Below are 9,044 nucleotides of genomic sequence, written 5' to 3'. Positions count from 1 at the left end.
GGGCCGCCGCCGAGGTCGATCGACAGCGAGGCGCGGCCCTTGCGCAGCGACAGGTTGACGCGCACGTCCGGCAGATCGGTATTGACCGAAGGGCGCTCCAGGCCTTCGTCACGCATGCGGTCGACGATGGCGTCCTTGATCCGCTGCGCGGCGAAACGGGCATGGGTGATCTTGTCGCCGGACACATGCGCATCCACCGCCAGGGTCATCTCCGGCTTGATGTGTTCGTGCCACGGCAGCGCACGCACGCCGTCGTACAGCGCCTGCTCGTCCGGGCATTCGAATTCGTCGATCGGCCACAGCACGCGGCTGGCCAGCCGCGACCACATCACGATCCGCAGCGCCTGCTCCAGTTCGCCATCGGCGTTGACGCCGGCGATGGTGGCGGTGGCCTTTTCCAGGCCCAGGGCCGACAGCTCATCGGCAAGCAGGTATTCCAGGCCCTTGGCGCAGGAGACAAAAAATTTCACGGGATCGGTTCGCAGGTGGTCAGGCACGGCAGGGGGCCGGGCCATTCGGAAGGGAGGGCCGTGGACACGGCCGGCAGGCCCGCGCCGGGGGCGGCGGGGCTGCCATTGTAGTCAATGCGGGCGGGCGCGCTGTGCGCCCGGGCTTCACAGCTGCCGCAGCAGGCGCTCGAAGGCCTGCGCAGAGGCTTCCACGTGATGTTCCAGGCGATGGCCATCGTCCACCAGCAGCAGCTGCGCCGAGCGCGCCTGCGCCCAGGCGATGACCCCGGCGGCCGGCACCACCTCGTCATGCCAGGCCTGCACCACCGTGGTCGGCACCGGCGCGGCATCCAGCGCCGGCATCGGGCCCATGGTGGTGGGCGGCACCATCAGGAACAGGCCGGCCACCGGTACCTGCAGCGAGGCAATGGCAGAGATGTAGGCGCCCAAGCTAGAGCCGGCCAGCACCACCGGCCCCTGCGCAGCGGCAGCGGCCGTGCGCTCGATCAGGCGTTGCAGGCGGGTGCGCACATCGCCAACGCGGCTCACCTGGCTCATCGCGTCCAGGTCGGTGTAATCGGGGCGCTCATGGGTCCAGCCCAGTCGCTCGGCGACTTCGGCCAGCGCGGTGACCTTGGTCGCCTCCGGGCCGCTCTCGAAGCCGTGGGACAGGATGCAGTGACCGCGGCTCATGCGTACGCTCCCACGGAGYGGATCGACAGCAGAAGGGAAGGCAGTTTCATCCGGCAATGCTAGCATCGCCGCATGCCCAAACCGCTCCTGCCCGGCCTGCAGCTGCAGCCGTTGCCCTACCACGACCGCCTGCCACTGCGCGATCCATCCAGCCTGGCAATGGTGGTGATCCACTGCACGGAACTACCCGACCTGGCGACCGCCCGGGAGTACGGCGAGCGCGTGCTGTACGACAGCGGCGCCGGCAACAGCGGGCATTTCTACATCGACCGCGACGGCAGCGTGGTGCAGTACGTGGCGCCGGAGCGCATCGCCCACCACGTGCGCGGCATGAATGCCGATACCGTGGGCATCGAACTGGTCAATTCGGGGCGCTACCCGCACTGGCTCGACAGCCGCCACCAGGCGATGGACGAGCCGTACACCGAAGCGCAGCTGCTGGCGCTGGAACAGCTGCTGCAGGCACTGGTGGCTCGTTACCCGTCGCTGCGGCGGATTGCCGGACATGACCAATTGGACCTGGAGCAGGTGCCGGCCAGTGATGACCCGGCGGTGACCGTGGCGCGCAAGCGTGATCCGGGCCCGTTGTTCCCGTGGGCGCGGGTGCTGGCGAAGGTGCCGTTGCAGGGGTTGGGATGATGGGCAGGGCTGCGCCCTGGGTACACGCCATCGCATACGCGCTGTCGCTCCCACGCTTCGCTGCGCGAACCGCGGGCCCCACTTACCAGCTCCCACACCCCCGCCGCTTCGCGGCCGCCCCCTGACTCAGGGGGCTCTGCCCCAGAGATGAATCGGTGGCCAGTAGATCCACGCCATGCGTGGATGAACGTCAAATCGACCAACCCGTTTTGCTCAGGCGCCGGTGGCGACCGGGCGGCTGCTGTCGCTGACCCAGCCACTCCATGAGTCCGCGTAGATGCGGGCGCCGGACAGGCCCGCGCTTTCCATCGCCAGCAGCAGGTGGCAGGCGGTCACGCCCGAGCCGCACATCAGCACCACGCGTTGCGGGTCCTGGTTGCCGATCACGCCCTGCAGTTCGGCACGCAGTTCCTGTGCATCGCGCAGGCGGCCGTCCAGCACGTTCAACGCAAACGGGCGATTGACCGCGCCCGGTACATGGCCGGCGACCGGGTCCAGCGGCTCCACCTCACCGCGGAACCGCTCGCCCGCGCGGGCATCGACCAGCCAGCCCGGTGCGTGCTTGAGGCGTGATTCGATCTCGTCCGCGCTGGCAACCTGGCCGCTATCGAAGCGCCCCGGATACGCGGGCAACGCGGTGACCTCGCTGCTGCCGGTCGCCAGCGGCTGGCCGGCGGCCTGCCACGCGGCGATGCCGCCATCGAGTACGGCCACGTTCGCATGCCCGATCAGGCGCAGCAGCCACCACAGGCGCGCGGCGGCCATGCTGCCATCGCTGCCGTCATACACCACCACCTGCGTGTCGGTGCCGATGCCCCATTGCCCCAGTCGTGCGGCGAACGCATCGCTGTCGGGCAACGGGTGGCGGCCATGGCCCACCCGCGTCAGATCGGACAGGTCGCGGTTGAGATCGGCATGCACTGCGCCGGGAATGTGTCCCTGCGCGTAAAGGCCATTGCCCGCCTGCGGGTCGGCCAGCGATGCACGCGCGTCGACCACGCGCACGGTACTTGCGGTCGCGCGGGCATCGACCACGCGCACCCCATCGCCCAAGGCCGCAGCCAGGGTCGCAACATCGACAAGGGTGGTCCACGGTGGGTCGATCGGCTTCATTGCACTTGCTCCAGGCGGCGACGCAGGTTGTACAGGATGGCCGCAGTGGCGCCCCAGATGCGCTGGCCGGGCCAGCCATATTCAAGGACATGGCGGACGCGGCCGCGATGGTTGATTTCGACCTGCCGCAGATTGTCGGCGGCCATCAGATAGTCCAGCGGCACTTCGAACACCTCGGCCACTTCGCTGGGCTGCGGGACCGCCACGAAATCCGGATCGATCACCGCCACCACCGGGGTCACGCGATAGCCGGTGATGGTCACGAACGGATCGAGATATCCCAGTGCCTGCACCTGTGTCGGCGCCAACGCGATTTCTTCTTGGCTTTCGCGCAGTGCGGCAGCCAGCGCATCGCGATCATCGGGCTCGGTACGGCCACCGGGGAAGCCAACCTGGCCACCATGTTGCCGCAGGGTTTCGGTACGCCGGGTCAGGATCACCTGCGCGCCGTTGGCGCGCGGCACGATGCCAGCCAGYACCGCCGCCTCGACCGGTGGGCCCGGGGGCAGCAGGTCATCCAGTTCACTGCGGTTCCAGCCGTCACCTGCCGGCGGTTCGGCCAGCGGATGCAGCGCGCGCAGCAGCCGCTCATGATCGGCCAACGAACCTCGCAGCGACTGCTGCAGCTGTTGGCGCAGGGGCAGCACACGCTGCAGGATGTGGCTGCGCTCGCCGTCGCTCATCGACGACCACCGTGCGATTTCGTCGATATGCCGCCCGCACCCGGCGCAGAGCCGGTTGCGATCCAGCTTGCAGACGTTGATGCAGGGGCTTGCGACAGCACGCGCCGTTTCTTCCATTATTTGCACCGGTCAACAGTAGCGCGAATGGGCTGAATTTGGGATGGGCCCCGCACGGCTGCAGCGTGGTGCAGAAACAAAAACGCGCCGGTGGGTTCACCGGCGCGTTGATGTTGACGCTGTTTCTTCTTACTTGACGCTGATCAGCTTGATCTCGAACTGCACAGCCACATTCGGCGGGAACGGGGTGCGCGGGTCGGCGCCGTAGGCCTGATCCGGCGGCAGCGAGACTTCCCACTTCGAGCCTGCCGGCATCTGCAGCAGGGTCTCACGCATGGCCTTCATTTCGACTTCGCTGACCTTGATCGACGGAATCTGCTGGGCCGGGCGGGATTCGGTCGGGCGCTGGCCGTACGGGAACGGACCGGCCACTTCCAGCTGCACGGTGCTGGCCTGGGTCGGCTTGGCACCCTTGCCGGCTTCGATCACACGGTACTGAACGCCGCTCGGCAGGGTCTGCACGCCCGCCTTTGCCTTGTTCTGCGCCATGAACTGATCGCTCTTGGTCTTGTTTTCGGCAGCAGCCTTTTCGTACTCGGCCTTGGCGGCCTGGGCACGGCCCTGCTCGCGCTTCTGGAACGCTTCAACAGCCGGCTTCAGCTGCTCGGCGGTGATCGCCGGCTGCTTCTTGGCGTAGGCGTCCTGCAGACCCTTCACCACCGAGTTGATGTCCAGCTGCTCACCGCGACCAGTCAGCTCCGCCAGGTTGTTGCCGTAGTCGTAACCGAAGTAGTAGCTCAGCTTGCCCTTCTCGGACGCGATGTCCTGGGCGAAGGCATTGCCCGTCAGGGCCAGGGCCGCGACGGCGACCGCGATAGAACGCAACTTCATCAAACAGTTCTCCAGGGGTGGTAACTCAGGGACGTTCTGCGCCGCCCTGAGGCGACGGGTTAGGATAACGGCCACAACGTGTAACCGCTACTCACCACGCAGGCTATGACCTGTCTGCGTTTACAGAGTTCAATATCACTTTTTTTTAACGTTCCAGGAGTTTCCCGTGGTCGAGGCCCCCGCTCCCCACCCGGTCGACGTCAGCGATGATGGCGCCGTCCGCACCATTACCGTGCAACGCCCGGACAAGCTCAACGCCCTCAATGCCGCCACCCTGCAGGCCCTGGCCGAGGCGTTTGGCGCCGCCGCCGCCGACCCGGCGGTACGGGTGGTGGTGCTGACCGGGTCTGGCCCCAAGGCGTTCGTGGCCGGGGCCGACATCGCGGAAATGAACACCTTGAGCGCGGTTCAGGGACGTGATTTCTCCCTGCTCGGCCAAGCCCTGATGCGCCGCATCGAACGCATGCCCAAGCCGGTGATCGCCCGGGTGAACGGATTTGCGCTGGGCGGCGGGCTGGAACTGGCCATGGCCTGCCATCTGCGCATCGCCGCCGATTCCGCCAAGGTCGGCCAGCCGGAGATCAATCTCGGCCTGATTCCCGGCTTCGGTGGCAGCCAGCGACTGCTGCGCCTGTGTGGCCGTGCGGCCACGCTGGAGCTGTGCCTGCTGGGCACCCCGATCGACGCCGCACGCGCACTGGCCCTGGGCATCGTCAACGAGGTGGTACCCGCCGCCGAGCTCGACGCCCGCGTGCAGGCCCTGGCCCGGCAGCTGGCACAGTCGGCGCCGCTGGCGCTGCGCGGCCTGCTCGATGCGGTGCACGTGGGCGGCGAATGCAGCCTGGAAGCCGGCCTGGAATACGAAAGTGCGCAGTTCGGCCTGCTGTTTGCCACCGAGGACATGYGCGAAGGCACCAGCGCCTTCCTGCAGCGCCGYCCCCCCGCCTTCCAGAACCGCTGACGCCATGGCATCCCGACCCAACCCCGTGCTGTTGTTCGCCCGGGTCCAGGCAGACGATCCCGATGGTGCGCTGCAGGCTGGGCTGATGGACTACGTGGCGCGTACTGGCGATGAGCGGCTGCTGCCCGATCATCCAGACCTGCCCGACCGTCTGTGCCAGATGCAGTTGCAGCTGCAGCGCGCATGGGCGGCGCGCGAACGCTTCCGCGCACGTGCCGTGCGCCTGGCCCGCCGCGAGGCCGAGCGTGACGCGCGCCGGACACCCGCGCCGGCACCTGACGCCAAACCCGCCCTGCCCGCAGCAGCGGCCGCCATCCTCGCCCGGGCCAAGGCCCGCGCCGCCGGCAAGGAGCAGTAATGGCGACCGTGAAGAAGACCGCGCGCGCACCTGCGCGCCGCGGCGGTACGATGCCGCGCGCCGACGTGGTGGAAATGTTCACCCGCCTGCGCGAACTCAACCCGCATCCGAAGACCGAGCTGGAATACAGCTCGCCGTTCGAACTGCTGGTGGCGGTCGCGCTGTCCGCGCAGGCCACYGACGTSGGCGTSAACAAGGCGACCCGTCGCCTGTTCCCGGTTGCCAACACGCCGGCGAAAATCCTCGCCCTGGGCGAAGAGGGACTGAAGAAATACATCGCCACCATCGGTCTGTTCAACGCCAAGGCGAAAAACGTGATCGCCACCTGCGCGCTGCTTCTGGAGAAGCACGGTGGCGAAGTGCCACGCGATCGCGACGCACTGGAGGCACTGCCCGGTGTCGGCCGCAAGACCGCCAACGTGGTGCTCAACACCGCATTCGGCGAACCGGTGATGGCGGTGGACACGCACATCTTCCGTGTCGCCAACCGCACTGGACTTGCCCCCGGAAAGAACGTGCGCGAGGTTGAAGATCGACTGGTCAAAGCGATTCCCGCCGAGTTCCTGCTCGACGCGCACCACTGGCTGATCCTGCACGGCCGGTACGTGTGCAAAGCACGCAAACCGGATTGCCCGGGGTGCGTGATTGCCGACCTGTGCCGGTACAAGGACAAGACACCCGCGGAGTGACCGCGCCATCCACGCATGGCGTGGATCGGCTGGAAAATCCATCCACGCATGGCGTGGATCTACTGCAACCGGGGCGCAATCCGCGCGTCATACGTAACCGGTTTCAATGGCAGGCCCAGCCGTGACGGGGCCTGCGGCGGATCGCGGCCGTGCGCGAACTGTCACATTTACGCAATCTTCACGTTTTAGCCTGCGCGCATCTTCCCACCTGCCTGCAAGGCTCCTCTCCATGAAACTGCATCACCAGCTCCTGACGATCGCCGTGGCTGCTGCGCTGTACGTGCCGGCCGCCCACGCCGAAGTCGCCATCGATGTGATCGGCGGTTCGGAAATCACCTTCGAAGGCCTGGTCCAGGCCGACGGCAACTGGTACGACAATGACGTCGTGGACCTCAACGGCGGTGACGCCGGCAACGGCAAGAACAGCGAATTCGAACTGCGCCGCGCCGAGCTGGTGCTGAAGGGCAAGGGCCCGGGCAACGTGGAATGGGTCGTGGGCTACGACGCCAAGGCCGACAAGTTCCTCGACACCAACGTGAAGTACAAGCTGCTGGGCAACGCCAACCACTTCATCCAGGTCGGCCAGTTCAAGCAGCCCAACAGCCTGGAAGAACTGTCCAGCACCAAGAACAACGACTTCATCTCCAAGGCTGCGGTCACCAACACCTACGCCGTCGCCCGTCGCCTGGGCGGTGCCTACAGCTACGGCCAGGACAACTGGTCGGTCACCGCCAGCGCCTTCGGCCGCGAACTGACCCGCAACCTGGCCCACGGCAGCGGCTACGGCGCACGTGGCACCTGGGCCCCGATCAACGAGAAGGGCCAGGTCCTGCACTTCGGCCTGAGCTACGTCGACTACGACACCGACGCGGACACCCTGCGCGTGCGTGCCCGCCCGAACGCTGACCTGGCCACCGCGCGCCTGGTCGACAGCGGCAACCTGGTCGACACCGACCGCGTCAGCACCATCGGTGCTGAAGCGATGTACTTCCAGGGCCCGTTCAAGGCCCAGGCCGAGTACTACACCAGCAAGGCCAAGCGCCTGGCCAACGACAACTACACCAGCGATGGCTACTACGTCAGCGGCGTGTGGAATGTCACCGGCGAGAGCTGGAGCTACAAGGGCGGCACCCCGGGCACCGGCCTGCCGAACAACCCGGCTGGCGGCCAGTGGCAGCTGGGCGTGCGTTATGACCACATGGATCTGAACGACGGCAACCTCGCCGCCAACCCGGTGGCCGGCCGTCCGCCGATCGTCGATGGCGTGCTCGGCGGCAAGATGGACATCTGGACCGTCGGCGCGAACTGGTACTGGYGCTCGAACTTCAAGCTGATGCTCAACTACGTGATGGTCGACAGCAAGAAGTACAGCTCGACCGCCCGCGGCTTCGTCAACGACGATCCGAACATCCTGGAAGCCCGCGCGCAGTTCTTCTGGTAATACTGGAAGCACGCGTTCGAACGAAGGCACGGCCCAGGCCGTGCCTTCGTCGTTGTGGGCAGGCGGTGGCCGCGCGATGATGCCCTGCCCTGTCGACAAGGACCTTCGGGATGCCTTCCTCGCTCCGCCTGCGCCGCCTGCTTTGCGGTGTCCTGCTCGCTGCCCTGCCCGCCACTGCGTTCGCCTGTGACGATGCGGAGGCCGTGCGCGAGGCCGCGTATCGGCAGTTGCCGGCCGGCGCGCTGCCGGTCACGGCACGTTTCACCGATGCGGACAGCACGGCCTGCCGCGCGTGGCCCGCACAGCCCGGCACGACCCTGCTGGCCGTCGCGCAATGGACCGCCCCCGCCTCGGAAGACCTGCGCGGTGGCGACCTGGACCTGTTGCTGATCGATACCGCCAGTGGCCAGCCGCTGGCCTGGACCCGCGTGGCCGATGCAGTCAGCAGTGATGCGCTGCGCTTTACCGGCCTGCGCCTGGACACGGCACGCTGGCAGCTGGATCCGGCCACCCGCGCATTCGGCGTGCGCATGGACTACAACGGCAGCTCAGGCCCCAACCCGTTCGCGCAGACCGAGCTGCAGTTGTTCGTACGCGAGGGCCGGCAGCTGCGCCGAGTGCTTGCCCCGCTGGCCGTCAGCGGCAGTCGCGGCGAATGGGATACGCGGTGCGCCGGCGAGTTCAGCCGCTTCGAGCGCACGCTGGAAATGGGCAATGCCAATGCCGCTGGCCTGGCGCCGATCGTCGTGCGCGAAAAGCGCACCGATACGATCAGCGTCGCCGCCGGTGACGACTGCCATGCCACCGACACGACGGCACCCGCACAGCGCTGGATACTGCAGCCCCGCGACGGTCGCTATGCCGTTCCGGAGGCGCTGCGCGGGCTGTGAAGGGCGGGCTTGGGCACCGCCATGACGGCTGTCACGTTCGCGTCATATGACAGACGCGGGCGTGTCATGGAACCGTTATGGAATGTGCACCGAAACGTCGGGCAGCCGCCCCTCGACCACCCCAGGAGTCTCTCCCGTGATCCACGCCTTCAAGTCGCGCGCCGCCGTCGCCATTCTGGC

General features: G+C 67.3%; 11 protein-coding genes. 6 read left to right on the top strand and 5 right to left on the bottom strand.

The features are described from left to right. Positions 1-470, bottom strand: a 470-nt coding sequence (locus tag AB4Y84_RS06685; RefSeq protein WP_442249901.1) for a THUMP domain-containing protein, incomplete at its 3' end; no start/stop codon positions are given. 144 nt (positions 471-614) lie between these two features. Continuing rightward, positions 615-1,142 carry an alpha/beta hydrolase gene (locus tag AB4Y84_RS06680; protein ID WP_025875362.1) on the bottom strand — a complete coding sequence of 176 codons (528 nt, stop codon included), beginning with the start codon at positions 1,140-1,142 and terminating at the stop codon, positions 615-617. 72 nt (positions 1,143-1,214) lie between these two features. Between AB4Y84_RS06680 and AB4Y84_RS06675 the strand changes: the two genes are divergently transcribed. Next, positions 1,215-1,781: an N-acetylmuramoyl-L-alanine amidase gene (locus AB4Y84_RS06675; protein ID WP_093817788.1), complete on the top strand. Its 567-nt coding sequence runs from the start codon at positions 1,215-1,217 to the stop codon at positions 1,779-1,781. Between the two features lie 213 nt (positions 1,782-1,994). Here AB4Y84_RS06675 and AB4Y84_RS06670 read toward each other — a convergent pair whose 3' ends face one another. From AB4Y84_RS06670 to AB4Y84_RS06660, 3 genes are all read right to left on the bottom strand, one after another. After that, the gene (locus tag AB4Y84_RS06670) at positions 1,995-2,894 is read right to left on the bottom strand and encodes a sulfurtransferase (protein ID WP_428704118.1); all 900 of its coding nucleotides are present in this window, start codon (positions 2,892-2,894) and stop codon (positions 1,995-1,997) included. Continuing rightward, positions 2,891-3,694 (bottom strand): CoA pyrophosphatase, encoded by an 804-nt coding sequence (locus AB4Y84_RS06665; RefSeq protein WP_312112155.1) that lies wholly within the window; start codon positions 3,692-3,694, stop codon positions 2,891-2,893. Before AB4Y84_RS06665 ends, AB4Y84_RS06670 begins: the two co-directional genes overlap by 4 nt. Positions 3,695-3,823: 129 nt before the next feature. Beyond that, a complete protein-coding gene (locus AB4Y84_RS06660) occupies positions 3,824-4,525 on the bottom strand; it encodes an FKBP-type peptidyl-prolyl cis-trans isomerase N-terminal domain-containing protein (protein WP_442243733.1) in 702 nt (233 codons plus the stop codon). Between the two features lie 166 nt (positions 4,526-4,691). Here AB4Y84_RS06660 and AB4Y84_RS06655 point away from each other — a divergent pair, with 166 nt between their 5' ends. The 5 genes from AB4Y84_RS06655 (at position 4,692) to AB4Y84_RS06635 (ending at position 8,864) form a co-directional block, all read left to right on the top strand. Further along, entirely contained in the window at positions 4,692-5,486 is a 795-nt protein-coding gene (locus tag AB4Y84_RS06655) for an enoyl-CoA hydratase/isomerase family protein (protein WP_442249900.1), read from the top strand. Positions 5,487-5,490: 4 nt separating this feature from the next. After that, positions 5,491-5,844, top strand: coding sequence for a hypothetical protein (locus AB4Y84_RS06650; RefSeq protein ID WP_428704117.1), 354 nt, complete (start codon positions 5,491-5,493; stop codon positions 5,842-5,844). Then, positions 5,844-6,533: an endonuclease III gene (gene nth, locus AB4Y84_RS06645; RefSeq protein ID WP_312788073.1), complete on the top strand. Its 690-nt coding sequence runs from the start codon at positions 5,844-5,846 to the stop codon at positions 6,531-6,533. Before AB4Y84_RS06650 ends, nth begins: the two co-directional genes overlap by 1 nt. 229 nt (positions 6,534-6,762) lie before the next feature. Continuing rightward, entirely contained in the window at positions 6,763-7,974 is a 1,212-nt protein-coding gene (locus AB4Y84_RS06640) for an OprO/OprP family phosphate-selective porin (protein WP_442249899.1), read from the top strand. A 110-nt stretch (positions 7,975-8,084) separates the two neighbouring features. Continuing rightward, the gene (locus AB4Y84_RS06635) at positions 8,085-8,864 is read left to right on the top strand and encodes a hypothetical protein (RefSeq protein WP_442243735.1); all 780 of its coding nucleotides are present in this window, start codon (positions 8,085-8,087) and stop codon (positions 8,862-8,864) included. Positions 8,865-9,044 lie beyond the last annotated feature (180 nt).

The sequence above is a fragment of the Stenotrophomonas sp. 2YAF22 genome, assembly GCF_052114665.1.
Classification (GTDB): domain Bacteria; phylum Pseudomonadota; class Gammaproteobacteria; order Xanthomonadales; family Xanthomonadaceae; genus Stenotrophomonas; species Stenotrophomonas indicatrix.
This window is presented reverse-complemented; position numbering and strand designations above follow the sequence as displayed.